Raw genomic sequence first — 14,439 nt, forward strand, 5'->3', positions numbered from 1 at the left:
GGCCCCGTGCGGGTGCGGCGCCGTTGCCGGGCGCTGCCCCCGCGCCCCCGCGCCTCGAACGCCGGGGGCTGGATTTCGCCCCCGGCACCTCGAACGCCGACGGGGCCGGGTGGGGCTGGGGCGGGCACGGGGTACGGGGGTTGTCGGTGGGCGGAAGTAGGGTGGTTGGCATGGCCGACCCTTCCAGCTACCGTCCCGCGCCGGGGCAGATTCCCGACTCCCCGGGCGTCTACCGATTCCGCGACGAGCACCGCCGGGTGATCTACGTCGGGAAGGCCAAGAGCCTGCGGCAGCGGCTGGCCAACTACTTCCAGGACATCGCGGGGCTGCATCCCCGTACCGCCACCATGGTGACCACGGCCGCCTCCGTCGAGTGGACCGTCGTCTCCACCGAGGTCGAGGCGCTGCAGCTCGAGTACTCCTGGATCAAGGAGTACGACCCCCGGTTCAACGTCAAGTACCGCGACGACAAGAGCTACCCCTCCCTCGCCGTGACGATGAACGAGCAGTATCCGAGGGTCCAGGTCATGCGCGGGCCCAAGAAGAAGGGCGTGCGGTACTTCGGACCTTATGGGCATGCCTGGGCGATTCGCGAGACCGTCGATCTCATGCTGAGGGTGTTCCCCGTCCGGACCTGCTCCGCCGGGGTGTTCAAGCGGTCCGCCCAGATCGGCCGGCCCTGTCTGCTCGGCTACATCGGCAAGTGCTCCGCGCCCTGCGTCGGCCGGGTCACCCCCGAGGAGCACCGCGAACTCGCCGAGGATTTCTGCGACTTCATGGCCGGACGGACCGGGACGTACCTCTCCCGGCTCGAGCGGGAGATGCACGAGGCCGCCGAGGAGATGGAGTACGAGAAGGCCGCCCGGCTGCGCGACGACATAGGGGCGCTGCGCCGGGCCATGGAGAAGAACGCCGTCGTCCTCGCCGACGCCACGGATGCCGACCTCATCGCCGTCGCCGAGGACGAGCTGGAGGCGGCCCTGCAGATCTTCCACGTACGCGGCGGCCGGGTCCGCGGCCAGCGCGGCTGGGTCACCGACAAGGTGGAGGCCGTCGACACCGCGGGGCTCGTCGAGCACGCCCTCCAGCAGCTCTACGGGGAGGAGAGCGGCGAGGCCGTCCCCAAGGAGGTGCTCGTCCCGGCGCTGCCCGAGGACGCGCCCGCGCTGGGCGAGTGGCTCGCGGAGCGGCGCGGGTCGCAGGTCAGCCTGCGCATCCCGCAGCGCGGGGACAAGAAGGCGCTGATGGAGACCGTCCACCGCAACGCGCAGCAGTCCCTGGCCCTGCACAAGACCAAGCGCGCCAGCGACCTCACCACCCGTTCCCGGGCCCTGGAGGAGATCGCCGAGGCCCTCGAGCTGGACAGCGCGCCGCTGCGCATCGAGTGCTTCGACATCTCGCACCTCCAGGGCGACGACGTGGTGGCCTCGATGGTCGTCTTCGAGGACGGGCTGGCCAGGAAGGCCGAGTACCGGCGCTTCGCGATCAAATCCTTCGAGGGGCAGGACGACGTCCGGTCCATGCACGAGGTGGTCTCGCGGCGCTTCCGCCGCTACCTCCAGGAGAAGCTGAAGACGGGGGAGTGGTCCCCGGAGGACGGGGAGGACCCCCTCGCCGAGGACGACGGGCGGCCCAAGCGCTTCGCGTACCCGCCCCAGCTCGTCGTGGTCGACGGCGGGCAGCCGCAGGTGGCCGCCGCCAAGCGGGCGCTGGAGGAGCTCGGCATCGACGACGTGGCCGTGTGCGGGCTGGCCAAGCGCCTGGAGGAGGTCTGGCTGCCCGGCGAGGACGACCCGGTCGTGCTGCCCCGCACCAGCGAGGGGCTCTACCTGCTCCAGCGGGTACGTGACGAAGCCCACCGGTTCGCCATCCAGTACCAGCGGAACAAGCGCGGAAAACGGCTCAAGGCGGGTCCGCTCGACGAGGTGCCCGGACTCGGGGAAAGCCGCAGGCAGGCCCTGGTCAAGCACTTCGGTTCGGTGAAGAAGCTGAGACAGGCGACAATCGACCAGATCTGCGAGGTGCCGGGCATAGGCCGCAAGACGGCCGAGACCGTGGCCGCGGCGCTCGCCCGGTCGGTTCCCGCCGGTCCTGCCGTCAACACGGCGACAGGAGAGATCATTGAGGATGAGACCCCGCCCCCGCGGGTGGGGGCACCTCCCAGCGGCAGCTGGGGGACATCGTCCGAACGGGGGACCGAGCAATGACCGAGCGCGAGACCGAGCAGACGACCGACGAGATGACCGACCACACGACCGAGCACGACCGAGACGGAGCACAGGTGAGCACGGGCACGACAGCGGAGCCCGGAGATACCGCCGAGGCGGCCATCCCCGAGCTGGTGATCATCTCCGGGATGTCCGGGGCCGGCCGCAGTACGGCGGCCAAGTGTCTGGAGGACCTCGGCTGGTTCGTCGTCGACAACCTCCCGCCGGCCCTGATCCCCACCATGGTGGAGCTCGGTGCCCGCTCGCAGGGCAACGTGGCGCGCATCGCCGTCGTCGTCGACGTCCGCGGCCGGCAGTTCTTCGACGCCCTGCGCGAATCCCTCGCCGACCTCGACAGCAAGGGCGTCACCCGGCGCATCGTCTTCCTGGAGTCCTCCGACGACGCGCTGGTCCGCCGTTTCGAGTCGGTCCGCCGTCCCCACCCCCTTCAGGGCGACGGCCGCATCACCGACGGCATCGCCGCCGAGCGCGACCTGCTGCGCGAGCTGCGCGGCGACGCCGACCTGGTCATCGACACCTCCAGCCTGAACGTGCACGAGCTGCGCGCCAAGATGGACGCCCAGTTCGCGGGCGACGAGGAGCCCGAGCTGCGGGCGACCGTCATGTCCTTCGGCTACAAGTACGGCCTCCCCGTCGACGCCGACCTCGTCGTCGACTGCCGCTTCATCCCGAACCCGCACTGGGTCCCCGAGCTGCGGCCGTTCACCGGCCTCAACCCGGAGGTGTCGGGCTACGTCTTCAGCCAGCCCGGCGCCAAGGAGTTCCTCGACCGCTACACCGAGCTGCTCCAGCTCATCGCCACCGGCTACCGCCGCGAGGGCAAGCGCTACGTGACCATCGCGGTCGGCTGCACCGGCGGCAAGCACCGCAGTGTGGCCATGTCCGAGAAGCTCGCTGCCCGCCTCGCCTCCGAGGGAGTCGAGACCGTCGTAGTCCACCGGGACATGGGGCGCGAGTGACCGGACGCACCCTGCGGCTGCGCCGCCTGCGCCGCCTCACCTCGGGGCGGGGCGAGGACGGCGCGGGACGCACCGGGCTGCGCCGCGGCGCAGCCCCCAAGGTGGTCGCACCCAAGGTCGTCGCGCTCGGCGGCGGCATGGGCCTGTCGGCCTCCCTGGCAGCCCTGCGCCGGATCACCGGCGAGCTCACGGCCGTGGTCACGGTCGCCGACGACGGCGGCTCCAGCGGCCGCCTCCGCGAGGAGCTCGGCGTGCTGCCGCCCGGCGACCTGCGCAAGGCGCTGGCCGCGCTGTGCGGGGACGACGACTGGGGCCAGACCTGGGCCCGTGTGATCCAGCACCGCTTCCAGTCGGCCGGCGCCCTGCACGAGCACGCGGTCGGCAATCTGCTGATCGTGGCCCTGTGGGAGCAGCTCGGCGACCCCGTCCAGGCGCTCGACCTGGTCGGGAAGCTGCTGGGCGCGCAGGGCCGGGTGCTGCCGATGTCGGCGGTGCCGCTGGAGCTCCAGGCCCTCGTGCGCGGCCACGACCAGACCCGCCCGGGCGAGGTCGACACCGTCCGGGGGCAGGCCACGGTGGCCACCACCCCCGGCGAGGTGCTCTCCGTACAGGTCGTGCCCGGCGATCCGCCGGCCGTACCGGAGGCCGTTGCCGCGGTCCTGGACGCCGACTGGGTGGTGCTCGGTCCGGGGTCCTGGTTCTCCTCCGTGATCCCGCACCTGCTGGTGCCGGAGCTGCTCGACGCGCTGATCGAGACGAAGGCCCGGCGGGTCCTCTCGCTGAACCTCGCGCCGCAGCCCGGTGAAACAGAGGGCTTCTCTCCGCAGCGTCATTTGGAGGTTTTGGCCCGACACGCCCCTAAACTCGCCCTGGACGTGGTGCTGGCCGACGAGGCCGCCGTGCCCGACCGCGAGTCCCTCGCCGATGCCGCAAAACGGTTCGGTGCCGCGGTCGAGCTGGCGCCGGTGGCCAGGCAAGACGGCTCTCCGAAGCATGACCCGGAGCTGCTCGCCGCCGCGTACGACCGTATTTTTCGGATGCATGGAAGGATCGGCCCATGGCGATGACGCCAGCGGTGAAGGATGAGATCTCCCGGCTCCCCGTCACCCGGACCTGCTGCAGGAAGGCGGAGGTCTCGGCGATTCTTCGGTTCGCGGGCGGGCTGCACCTGGTGAGCGGACGGATCGTCATCGAGGCGGAGCTGGACACGGGGATCGCTGCCCGGCGCCTGCGCAAGGACATCCTGGAGATCTTCGGCCATTCCTCGGACCTGGTGGTCATGGCTCCCGGCGGCCTGCGCCGCGGCAGCCGGTACGTCGTCCGGGTCGTGGCCGGCGGCGACCAGCTGGCGCGCCAGACGGGCCTCGTGGACGGCCGCGGCCGCCCCATCCGCGGTCTGCCCCCGCAGGTGGTCTCCGGGGCCACCTGTGACGCCGAAGCGGCCTGGCGCGGTGCCTTCCTGGCCCACGGCTCGCTCACCGAGCCGGGCCGGTCCTCCTCCCTGGAGGTGACCTGCCCCGGTCCGGAGGCCGCCCTGGCCCTGGTGGGCGCCGCCCGCCGGCTCTCCATCGCCGCCAAGGCGCGCGAGGTGCGCGGCGTGGACCGGGTCGTGGTCCGCGACGGCGACGCGATCGGCGCCCTGCTGACCCGGCTCGGCGCGCACGAGTCGGTGCTGGCCTGGGAGGAGCGGCGGATGCGGCGCGAGGTGCGCGCCACCGCCAACCGCCTCGCCAACTTCGACGACGCCAACCTGCGCCGCTCGGCGCGGGCCGCGGTGGCCGCCGGAGCCCGGGTCCAGCGTGCGCTGGAGATCCTCGGCGAGGAAGTCCCGGAGCACCTGGCCGCGGCCGGCCGGCTGCGCATGGAGCACAAGCAGGCCTCCCTGGAGGAGCTGGGCGCGCTCGCCGACCCGCCGCTGACCAAGGACGCCGTCGCGGGCCGGATCCGCCGCCTGCTGGCCATGGCCGACAAGCGGGCCCAGGACCTCGGCATTCCGGGCACCGAGTCGAACCTCAGCGAGGAGCTGGCCGACAACATGGTCGGCTAGCCGCGCGGCGTCCCGTACGCCTCGTCCCGTACGCCGCAAGGGGGCCCGCACGTCACACGTGCGGGCCCCTTTGAGACACGCCCCATTGACATGAGCATCGCCCGATCGTGAGCCTGTCGTCCGAACGCTTTCGTGGCAGACGACGCCCAGGGGGGCACATGAGGCACCGCGCGAGATCGATCCTCGCCGCAAGCGCACTCGTCTTCGGAACCACACTGGCCGCCCTCCCAGCGGCCCACGCCCGCCCCGCAGCAGAAGCCGCACCCGGCGCCGACGAGGTACGGGTCTACGACGCGGACGTCACCAAGGAGCAGATCCCGCTCCTCCTCGCCGCGGGCCAGGACGCCCACGAGCTCACCGAACGCGCCCCCGAGACCGGGACCGCCAAGGTCGAGCTGTTCCTCACCGGCGCCCAGGCCAAGGAACTCGCCGGCCGGGGCGTCAAGCTGGCCGAGCACGAGGCCCCCGCGGGCGCGGCCCGCTCCAGGGCCGCCGGCGACGGGGTCTTCCGCCCGTACAGCGGCAAGGGCGGCCTCCAGGAGGAGATCCTGGCGACGGCCAAGGCCAACCCGGGCCTCGCCAAGGTGGTGTCCATCGGCAAGACCGTCCAGGGCAAGGACATCCTCGCCCTGAAGGTCACCAAGAACGCCCGCACCACCAAGGACGGCGACAAGCCGTCCGTGCTCTACATGTCCAACCAGCACGCCCGGGAGTGGATCACTCCGGAGATGACCCGGCGGCTGATGCACCACACCCTCGACAACTACGGCAAGGACCAGCGGATCACCCAGCTGGTGGACTCCACCGAGCTGTGGTTCCTGCTGTCCGCCAACCCGGACGGGTACGACTACACGCACTCCCCCGACGGCGACCGGCTCTGGCGCAAGAACCTGCACGACAACAACGGGGACGGCAAGATCACCACCGGTGACGGCGTCGACCTCAACCGGAACTTCGCCTACAAGTGGGGCTACGACAACGAGGGTTCCTCGCCGAACCAGTCGAGCGAGACCTACCGCGGCACCAAGGCGTCCTCCGAGCCGGAGACCGTCGCCCTCGACAGGTTCGAGAAGCGCATCGGCTTCAAGTACGCCATCAACTACCACTCCGCCGCCGAGCTGCTGCTCTACGGCGTGGGCTGGCAGGTGGCCACCCCGACCCCGGACGACGTCGCCTACAAGGCGCTCGCCGGCACTCCGGAGAACTCCGCGGTCCCGGGCTACTACCCGCAGGTCTCCTCCGAGCTCTACACCACCAACGGCGAGGCCGACGGCCACGCCGCCAACGTCAACGGCGTCATGATGTTCACGCCGGAGATGACCACCTGCAAGACGGCCTCCGCCATCGACCCGAACGACCGGTGGAAGCCCGAGGACTGCCGGTCAGGCTTCAACTTCCCGGACGACGAGAAGCTCATCCAGGCGGAGTTCGCGAAGAACGTCCCCTTCGCGCTCGCCGTCGGCGAGAGCGCCGCCCACCCGGACCAGCCGAAGTCCTCCGTGGGCCTGAGCGCCGCCGACTTCACCCCGGACCCCTTCACCACCTCGTACGTGGCCAAGGGCGAGGACCAGACGGTCTCCGTCACCGCCCGCAAGGCACTGAAGGACAAGCAGCTCAAGTTCCGTATCAACGGCGGCCGCACGCACGACGACGGACTGGAGGCCTGGAAGGGCGGCGACGTCTACGGCGGCGAGGACAACAACTGGTTCGACGAGTACCGGGCCAAGGTCGACGGGGCCAGGCCCGGCGACAAGGTCGAGGTCTGGTTCACCGGCCGCGACCGCTCCGGCAAGCAGGTCTCCAGCGAGCCCTTCACGTACACGGTGGCAGAGCGGCCGCGCGCCGACGTGCTGGTGATCGCGGAGGAGGGTGCCAAGGCCCAGCACGCGCAGGAGTACGTCGACGCCCTGCGCGCCAACGGGAAGTCCGCGGCGGTCTGGGACGTGGCCGTGCAGGGCGCCCCGCACCACCTCGGCGTGCTCTCCCACTTCCGCACGGCCGTGCACTACACCGGCGCCAAGACGCCCGGCGGCGACACCCAGCTCGCCGTGCGCGACTTCCTCAACGAGGGCGGCAAGCTGATCGAGGCCGGCGAGCTGGCGGGCGGCAACGCCCAGGTCGGCCGCGCCGTGACCGACGACTTCAGCCAGTACTACCTCGGCGCCTACAGCCGTACGAGTGCCGCCGGTGCCGCCGGCTTCACCGGTGCGGGTGCCCTCGCCGGCGCCAAGGGCGGCCTGGGCGATGCGACGGGCAACCCGTTCAACGCCCCCGGCTCCTACGCGGTCACCTCCGACTCCCTGCCCGCGGCGCAGTTCCCGCAGTTCAAGAGCGCGCAGGCGGGCTCGTACGCCGGGGTCGTGAACCCGTACGCCCCCTACTCCGGCGCGGGGATGGCCGCGGCCACCCACGAGGACGACGAGTGGAAGCGGCTGACCCGCACCATCGACCTGACCAAGGTCACCGCCGCCGACAGGCCGCAGCTCAAGATGGCTCTCAACTGGAACACCGAGCCGGGCTACGACAACGCGCTCCTCGAGGCCCACACCACCGGCGCGGAGGACTGGACCACGCTGCCCGAAGCGGGCGGCCTGACCGCCACCGCCGTCCCGACGGAGTGCGAGGCCGGGTTCTACGTCAACGGCCACCCGTTCCTGAAGCACTACCTCACCCTCGACAGCGCCGGCTGCACCGCCCACGGCACCAGCGGCCAGTGGAACAGCTTCACCGGCTCGTCCGACGGGTGGAAGCAGGTCGTCTTCGACCTGAGCGCGTACGCGGGCAAGACCGTCGAGGTCTCCCTCTCGTACGTCTCGGACGGCGGTGCCGGCGGCCGCGGGGTGTTCGCGGACGAGGCACGCGTCTCGGTCGGCGGGGCGGACCAGGCCGTGGAGGGGTTCGAGACCTCGCTGGGGGCCTGGACCGCCCAGGGCGCACCTGCCGGAAGTCCCGTGGTCGCGGGCGATTGGTCCCGGTCCGGGGAGCTGTTCAAGTCGTACGCGTCGGTCACTACGCGTAACACGGTGCTCCTCGGCTTCGGCCTCGAACACCTGCCGGCGGCGGCGGACCGAGCCGTACTCGTCGGTAAGGCGCTCAGGTCGCTGCACCGCTGATCATACGAGCCCCCGTCGCTCACCCTGAGTGACGAAGGGCGAAGGTCCGGGGTCCCGTACCGAGCGCACGGTACGGGGCCCCGGCCGCGGTCCCCCCATGTGGCAGGGGGAGTGTCAGGTCCCGGCCGATGTCACTCAAGAGCTCACGGAGAGGTAGGGTCGTAAGCGGTCGGGGACATCCCATACAGCTCGCCGGCGGACTTACCGGCGCACCAACGAGGAGATCGGTTCGTGACGATCCGCGTAGGCATCAATGGTTTTGGTCGAATTGGCCGCAACTACTTCCGGGCGCTCCTTGAGCAGGGAGCGGACATCGAGATCGTCGGTGTCAACGACCTGACTGACAACGCGACCCTGGTGCACCTGCTCAAGTACGACACCATCCTGGGCCGCCTCAAGGCCGAGGTCTCCCACACCGCCGACACCATCACCGTCGGCGGCAACACCTTCAAGACGTTCGCCGAGCGCGACCCCGCGAACCTGCCCTGGGGCGAGCTCCGCGCCGACATCGTCATCGAGTCGACCGGCATCTTCACCAAGAAGGCCGACGCCGCCAAGCACATCGCGGCGGGCGCGAAGAAGGTCCTCATCTCGGCTCCGGCCAAGGACGAGGACATCACCATCGTGATGGGCGTCAACCACGACAAGTACGACGCGGCCAACCACCACGTCATCTCCAACGCCTCCTGCACCACCAACTGCGTGGCGCCGATGGCCAAGGTTCTCGACGAGAACTTCGGCATCGTCAAGGGCATGATGACCACGGTCCACGCGTACACGAACGACCAGCGCATCCTGGACTTCCCGCACTCGGACCTGCGCCGCGCCCGCGCCGCCGCCGAGAACATCATCCCGACCTCGACGGGTGCCGCCAAGGCCACCGCGCTGGTCCTCCCGCAGCTCAAGGGCAAGCTGGACGGCATCGCGATGCGCGTCCCGGTCCCGACGGGCTCGGTCACCGACCTCGTCCTGGAGCTCTCCCGCGAGACCACCAAGGAAGAGATCAACGCAGCCTTCCAGAAGGCCGCCGAGGGTCAGCTCAAGGGCATCCTCGACTACACCGAGGACGCGATCGTCTCCTCCGACATCGTGAACTGGCCGGCTTCCTGCACCTTCGACTCCTCCCTGACCATGGTTCAGGACGGTACGCAGGTCAAGGTCGTCGGCTGGTACGACAACGAGTGGGGCTACTCCAACCGCCTCGTCGACCTGACCGTCTTCGTCGGCGGCCAGCTCTAAGTCTCAGGTAGCAGGGCTAGGCACCAAGATGTGAGAACAGGGTCCGGTCAGCGCGATGGAGCGCTGCACGGGCCCTGTTGTCTGCCTCGACCGATCGGCCCCGCACCGGCAGAACCCGTGTATGGGGATAAGGAGTAGAAACACATGAAGACGATCGACGAACTGCTCGCCGAAGGCGTCGCCGGCAAGCGGATCTTCGTCCGCGCCGACCTGAACGTGCCGCTCGCGGGCGACACGATCACCGACGACGGCCGCATCCGTGCCGTGCAGCCGACCATCGCGAAGCTCGCCGAAGCCGGCGCCCGCGTGGTCGTCGCCTCGCACCTGGGCCGCCCCAAGGGCGCCCCGGACCCGGCCTTCTCCCTCGCCCCGGCCGCCAAGCGGCTCGGTGAACTGCTCGGTGCGGACGTCGCGTTCGCCACCGACACCGTCGGTGCATCCGCCAAGTCGACCGTCGCCGCCCTCGCCGACGGCCAGGTCGCCGTCATCGAGAACCTGCGCTTCAACGCCGGTGAGACCTCGAAGGACGACGCCGAGCGCGGCGCCTTCGCGGACCAGCTCGCCGAGCTGGCCGACGTCTACGTCGGCGACGGCTTCGGAGCTGTCCACCGCAAGCACGCCTCGGTCGTCGACCTGCCCGCGCGCCTCCCGCACGCGGCCGGCTACCTGATCGCCACCGAGGTCGGCGTCCTGAAGAAGCTGACCGCCGACGTCAAGCGCCCGTACGTGGTCGTCCTGGGCGGCGCCAAGGTCTCCGACAAGCTGGCCGTCATCGACCAGCTCCTCGGCAAGGCCGACCGCATCCTCATCGGCGGCGGCATGGCCTACACCTTCCTGAAGGCCCAGGGGCACGAGATCGGCATCTCCCTCCTGCAGGAGGACCAGATCCCCGTCGTCCTCGAGTACATGGCGCGCGCCGAGAAGCTGGGCGTCGAGCTGGTCCTCCCGGTGGACGTCCTGGTCTCCGCCGACTTCCCGGACCTGAAGACCAAGGCCCCGGCCGACCACGCCACCGTCGACGCGGACAAGATCCCCGCCGACAAGGAGGGTCTGGACATCGGTCCGAAGACCCGTGAGCTGTACGCATCGAAGATCGCCGATGCGGAGACCGTCTTCTGGAACGGGCCCGTGGGCGTCTTCGAGCACCCCGACTACGCCGGAGGCACCCGCGCCATCGCGCAGGCCCTCGTCGACAGCAGCGCGTTCACCGTGGTCGGCGGCGGGGACTCCGCCGCGGCCGTGCGTACGCTCGGCTTCGACGAAAACGCTTTCGGCCACATCTCTACCGGTGGCGGCGCCTCCCTCGAATACCTCGAGGGCAAGACGCTCCCCGGCCTCGCCGCACTGGAGGTCTGACCCTCAATGACCACGCGTACCCCGCTCATGGCGGGCAACTGGAAGATGAACCTCAACCACCTCGAGGCCATCGCGCACGTCCAGAAGCTCGCCTTCGCGCTCGCCGACAAGGACTACGACGCCGTCGAGGTCGCGGTCCTGCCGCCCTTCGTCGACCTGCGCTCGGTGCAGACCCTGGTCGACGGCGACAAGCTGAAGATCAAGTACGGCGCCCAGGACATCTCTGCGCACGACTCCGGCGCGTACACCGGCGAGATCTCCGGCTCGATGCTCGCGAAGCTGAAGTGCACGTACGTGGCCGTCGGCCACAGCGAGCGCCGCCAGTACCACGGCGAGAGCGACGAGCTCTGCAACGCCAAGGTCAAGGCCGCCTACCAGCACGGGCTCACCCCGATCCTGTGCGTCGGCGAGGGCCTGGACATCCGCAAGGCCGGACAGCAGGTCCCGTACACGCTGGCCCAGGTCGACGGCGGCCTCAAGGACGTCCCGGCCGACCAGGTCGAATCCATCGTGATCGCGTACGAGCCCGTCTGGGCGATCGGGACCGGCGAGGTCGCCACCCCCGACGACGCGCAGGAGGTCTGCGGGGCGATCCGCGGCCGCCTCGCCGAGCTGTACTCGCAGGAGCTCGCCGACAAGGTCCGCATCCAGTACGGCGGCTCGGTGAAGTCCGGCAACATCGCGGCGATCATGGCCCAGCCCGATGTCGACGGCGCCCTGATCGGCGGCGCGGCGCTGGACGCGGACGAGTTCGTGAAGATCGTCCGGTTCCGCGACCAGTGAGCTGCGTGATCGTCGCAGCGAGTAGGCGGTAGGACGGATCCGTCGTACCCTTGCGGGGGCCAGGAGGCTGGACACAGCCACTGGCCCCCGCGCACATCCAGGCAGAGCCGGAAAGCCAGAAAGTAGGAATCAGCCGTGATTATGGGGTTCTCGATCGCCCTGATCGTCTTCAGCGGCCTGCTGATGCTCCTCGTGCTGATGCACAAGGGCAAGGGCGGCGGCCTTTCCGACATGTTCGGCGGCGGCATGCAGTCGTCGGTCGGCGGCTCCTCGGTCGCGGAGCGCAACCTGGACCGCATCACCGTCGTGGTGGGTCTGCTCTGGTTCGCCTGCATCCTGACGCTCGGCATTCTGCTGAAGTAGGGAAGCCGACGGTTCTGGCCATTCAGCCGGTCCGGTCGGCTCCGCCCCGCCTATCATGAGGACGGCGTCCGCGGCCTGGAGTGAGTAACTCCATTTGCTGGACGTGCGTTGGGCCTTACGTAGACTGGGGCGCCCGCGGCGGAATCCACTCACGCTTCGCGGCACCATCACGCAGGGAGTTACGACCGTGGCAAGTGGCAACGCGATCCGTGGTAGTCGGGTCGGAGCGGGGCCGATGGGTGAGGCCGAGCGCGGCGAGTCCGCGCCCCGCCTGCGCATCTCCTTCTGGTGCTCGAACGGGCACGAGACGCAGCCGAGCTTCGCCAGCGACGCGCAGGTGCCGGACACCTGGGACTGCCCGCGCTGCGGGTTCCCGGCCGGACAGGACCGGGACAACCCGCCGGCGCCGCCGCGCACCGAGCCCTACAAGACGCACCTGGCGTACGTACGGGAGCGCCGCACGGACGCCGACGGCGAGGCGATCCTCGCCGAGGCGCTCGCCAAGCTCCGCGGCGAGATCTGAAAACGCAAGAGTGACGGTGTGACATCGGGCCCGGCCCGCAGGAGTTGTTCTCCAGCGGGCCGGGCCCCTTTGCGTGCGTTGCGTCCCTTCCGATCCCTTAAGTTGGTGATCGGCGGGGCACGACAGGACGGAAGAAACGGGTTGATGTCCGAGATGAACGCAGACAGGCGTACGAGTCTCAACCGGACTGCCGAGTGGCTGGCACTCGGCAAGCACCGCGAAGAGCTGGGGCAGACGCATCTGCGAGAGCTGTTCGCGGCGGATCCGAACCGGGGCACGGGCTACACGCTGCGGGTCGGGGACCTGCACATCGACTACTCGAAGCACCTGGTGACCGACGAGACGCTGGAGTTGCTGCGCCAGCTCGCGGCGGCGACGGGCGTGGCCGAGCTGCGCGAGGCGATGTTCCGCGGCGAGAAGATCAACACGACCGAGGACCGGGCGGTCCTGCACACCGCCCTGCGCGCGCCGAAGGACGCGGTCGTCGAAGTGGACGGCGAGAACGTCGTCCCCGCGGTGCACGCCGTCCTCGACAAGATGGCGGCCTTCTGCGGCCAGGTCCGGTCGGGGGAGTGGACCGGCTTCACCGGCAAGCGCATCAAGAACGTCGTCAACATCGGCATCGGCGGCTCCGACCTGGGCCCGGCGATGGCGTACGAGGCGCTGCGCGCGTTCACCGACCGTGCCCTGACCGTGCGGTTCGTGTCCAACGTGGACGGCGCCGACCTGCACGAGGCCGTACGGGACCTGGACCCGGCCGAGACGCTGTTCATCATCGCCTCCAAGACCTTCACGACCATCGAGACCATCACCAACGCCGAGTCGGCGCGGGAGTGGCTGCTGGCGGGTCTCGGCGGTGACACCGCCGCCGTGGCACGGCACTTCGTGGCGCTGTCGACCAGCGCCGAGAAGGTCACGGCCTTCGGTATCGATCCGGCCAACATGTTCGGGTTCTGGGACTGGGTCGGCGGGCGCTACTCCTTCGACTCCGCGATCGGGCTCTCGCTGATGATCGCGATCGGGCCGGACTCCTTCCGGGAGATGCTGGGCGGCTTCCGGACGGTGGACGAGCACTTCCGCACGGCGCCCCCTGAGCAGAACGCACCGCTGCTGATGGGCCTGTTGGGGATCTGGTACGGCGCCTTCTTCGACGCGCAGTCGCACGCGGTCCTGCCGTACAGCCACTACCTCTCCCGCTTCACGGCGTACCTGCAGCAGCTGGACATGGAGTCCAACGGCAAGTCCGTGGACCGGGACGGCAAGCCGGTGGACTGGCAGACCGGTCCGGTCGTGTGGGGCACGCCCGGCACCAACGGGCAGCACGCGTACTACCAGTTGATCCACCAGGGCACGAAGGTGATCCCGGCGGACTTCATCGGCTTCGCCCGGCCGATCGGCGAACTGCCGCCGAAGCTCGCGGCCCAGCACGACCTGCTGATGGCGAACTTCTTCGCGCAGACGCAGGCGCTGGCCTTCGGCAAGACCGCGGACGAGGTCCGCGCGGAGGGCGTACCGGAGCCCCTGGTCCCGCACAAGACCTTCCAGGGGAACCACCCGACCACGACGATCCTGGCGCAGGACCTCACCCCGGGGGTGCTGGGCCAGCTGATCGCGCTGTACGAGCACAAGGTGTTCGTCCAGGGTGCGGTGTGGAACATCGACTCCTTCGACCAGTGGGGCGTGGAGCTCGGCAAGGTCCTGGCGAAGCGGGTCGAGCCGGCGCTGACCGAGGGCGTGGACGTGCCGGGGCTGGACGCCTCGACGCAGGCCCTCGTGGCCGCGTACCGCGGGCTGCGCGGCCGCGGCTGATCCTCCGGCAGGCACGGCG

Annotated in this window: 11 protein-coding genes; all 11 read left to right on the forward strand. The window is 70.2% G+C overall.

The window, feature by feature from the left end; all coding sequences use genetic code 11:
* Positions 1–170: 170 nt before the first annotated feature.
* The 11 genes from uvrC (at position 171) to pgi (ending at position 14,420) form a co-directional block, all read left to right on the forward strand.
* Positions 171–2,207 carry an excinuclease ABC subunit UvrC gene (uvrC, locus tag IF09_RS0104690; RefSeq protein ID WP_030292206.1) on the forward strand — a complete coding sequence of 679 codons (2,037 nt, stop codon included), beginning with the start codon at positions 171–173 and terminating at the stop codon, positions 2,205–2,207.
* A gap of 32 nt (positions 2,208–2,239) precedes the next feature.
* Positions 2,240–3,187 (forward strand): RNase adapter RapZ, encoded by a 948-nt coding sequence (rapZ, locus tag IF09_RS0104695; protein WP_030292208.1) that lies wholly within the window; start codon positions 2,240–2,242, stop codon positions 3,185–3,187.
* A complete protein-coding gene (locus tag IF09_RS0104700; protein ID WP_030292210.1) occupies positions 3,184–4,254 on the forward strand; it encodes a gluconeogenesis factor YvcK family protein in 1,071 nt (356 codons plus the stop codon). Before rapZ ends, IF09_RS0104700 begins: the two co-directional genes overlap by 4 nt.
* Positions 4,245–5,234, forward strand: a complete 990-nt coding sequence (gene whiA / locus IF09_RS0104705; RefSeq protein WP_030292211.1) for a DNA-binding protein WhiA — start codon at positions 4,245–4,247, stop codon at positions 5,232–5,234. The genes IF09_RS0104700 and whiA overlap by 10 nt, the downstream gene beginning before the upstream one ends.
* A 158-nt stretch (positions 5,235–5,392) precedes the next feature.
* A complete protein-coding gene (locus IF09_RS0104710) occupies positions 5,393–8,347 on the forward strand; it encodes a M14 family metallopeptidase (protein WP_030292213.1) in 2,955 nt (984 codons plus the stop codon).
* 231 nt (positions 8,348–8,578) lie between these two features.
* Positions 8,579–9,586 (forward strand): type I glyceraldehyde-3-phosphate dehydrogenase, encoded by a 1,008-nt coding sequence (gap, locus tag IF09_RS0104715; protein WP_030292214.1) that lies wholly within the window; start codon positions 8,579–8,581, stop codon positions 9,584–9,586.
* 144 nt (positions 9,587–9,730) lie between these two features.
* Complete coding sequence (locus IF09_RS0104720; RefSeq protein WP_030292216.1) at positions 9,731–10,942, forward strand: phosphoglycerate kinase; 1,212 nt, start codon at positions 9,731–9,733, stop codon at positions 10,940–10,942.
* Between the two features lie 6 nt (positions 10,943–10,948).
* Positions 10,949–11,725 (forward strand): triose-phosphate isomerase, encoded by a 777-nt coding sequence (tpiA, locus tag IF09_RS0104725; RefSeq protein WP_030292218.1) that lies wholly within the window; start codon positions 10,949–10,951, stop codon positions 11,723–11,725.
* Positions 11,726–11,866: 141 nt separating this feature from the next.
* Positions 11,867–12,088 (forward strand): preprotein translocase subunit SecG, encoded by a 222-nt coding sequence (secG, locus tag IF09_RS0104730; protein ID WP_030292220.1) that lies wholly within the window; start codon positions 11,867–11,869, stop codon positions 12,086–12,088.
* 187 nt (positions 12,089–12,275) lie between these two features.
* Positions 12,276–12,611 (forward strand): RNA polymerase-binding protein RbpA, encoded by a 336-nt coding sequence (locus IF09_RS0104735; protein WP_007263454.1) that lies wholly within the window; start codon positions 12,276–12,278, stop codon positions 12,609–12,611.
* Between the two features lie 153 nt (positions 12,612–12,764).
* Positions 12,765–14,420, forward strand: coding sequence for a glucose-6-phosphate isomerase (pgi, locus tag IF09_RS0104740; protein WP_030292222.1), 1,656 nt, complete (start codon positions 12,765–12,767; stop codon positions 14,418–14,420).
* Positions 14,421–14,439 lie beyond the last annotated feature (19 nt).

The sequence above is a fragment of the Streptomyces katrae genome (assembly GCF_000717655.1).
In the GTDB taxonomy this organism is placed as follows: domain Bacteria; phylum Actinomycetota; class Actinomycetes; order Streptomycetales; family Streptomycetaceae; genus Streptomyces; species Streptomyces katrae_B.

What these genes read in the sequence shown, in the direction of transcription:
- IF09_RS0104710 (WP_030292213.1), top strand. Translation starts at nt 5,393, where the DNA reads ATGAGGCACCGCGCGAGATCGATCCTCGCCGCAAGCGCACTCGTCTTC.
- tpiA (WP_030292218.1), top strand. Translation starts at nt 10,949, where the DNA reads ATGACCACGCGTACCCCGCTCATGGCGGGCAACTGGAAGATGAACCTC.
- pgi (WP_030292222.1), top strand. Translation starts at nt 12,765, where the DNA reads ATGAACGCAGACAGGCGTACGAGTCTCAACCGGACTGCCGAGTGGCTG.
- rapZ (WP_030292208.1), top strand. Translation starts at nt 2,240, where the DNA reads ATGACCGACCACACGACCGAGCACGACCGAGACGGAGCACAGGTGAGC.
- uvrC (WP_030292206.1), top strand. Translation starts at nt 171, where the DNA reads ATGGCCGACCCTTCCAGCTACCGTCCCGCGCCGGGGCAGATTCCCGAC.
- IF09_RS0104720 (WP_030292216.1), top strand. Translation starts at nt 9,731, where the DNA reads ATGAAGACGATCGACGAACTGCTCGCCGAAGGCGTCGCCGGCAAGCGG.
- whiA (WP_030292211.1), top strand. Translation starts at nt 4,245, where the DNA reads ATGGCGATGACGCCAGCGGTGAAGGATGAGATCTCCCGGCTCCCCGTC.
- secG (WP_030292220.1), top strand. Translation starts at nt 11,867, where the DNA reads ATGGGGTTCTCGATCGCCCTGATCGTCTTCAGCGGCCTGCTGATGCTC.